This window comes from Moraxella sp. (genome assembly GCF_024227015.1).
GTDB lineage: Bacteria > Pseudomonadota > Gammaproteobacteria > Pseudomonadales > Moraxellaceae > Moraxella.
Genome location: NZ_JAAELD010000228.1, coordinates 1 through 537 on the forward strand (window position 1 = coordinate 1; position 537 = coordinate 537).

1 protein-coding gene is annotated in these 537 nt (G+C 49.9%); it reads left to right on the forward strand.

What is annotated here, in order from left to right; translation table 11 throughout:
• Window positions 1-537: IS110 family transposase (locus tag GY683_RS05345; RefSeq protein WP_297287762.1), on the forward strand; the 537-nt coding region annotated here is incomplete at both ends.

Consider the following 537-nt stretch of genomic DNA (forward strand, 5'->3'; position numbering starts at 1 on the left):
CAGGCGGTTCACCGTATCAGACATGAGATAAAGAGTCATCGTATTGCCAAAGCCAATCAGATTCGCGGCCTGGTGACTGAATACGGTTTAGTGGCACCAAAGGAATTATTATCATTGCACAAAGCCATCCCTGAATGGTTAGAGGATGCTGACAATGGTCTCACGATGTTTTTCAGGGAGCTATTACACGGCTTATGGGGTGACCTGCGCTCATTGGATAAACGTATGGCTGAACTTGATAAGCAGGTCGCGGTTATCGCACAAGAAAATCCTGTGGCTAAACGTTTACAGCAACTGCGAGGCGTGGGTCCGTTGATAGCGACCGCTCTTGTTGCCACCATGGGGGATGCTAAACAATATCGTAAAGGCCGAGATATGGCGGCAGCAATAGGTCTAACGCCAAGGCAGCATAGCTCTGGTGGTAAAGACCGACTACTTGGCATTAGCAAACGAGGCGATGCCTATCTGCGATGTTTACTGGTTCACGGTGCGCGTTCTGCGATGCGCACGGCAAAAGATAAAGATGACCGCCTGAGC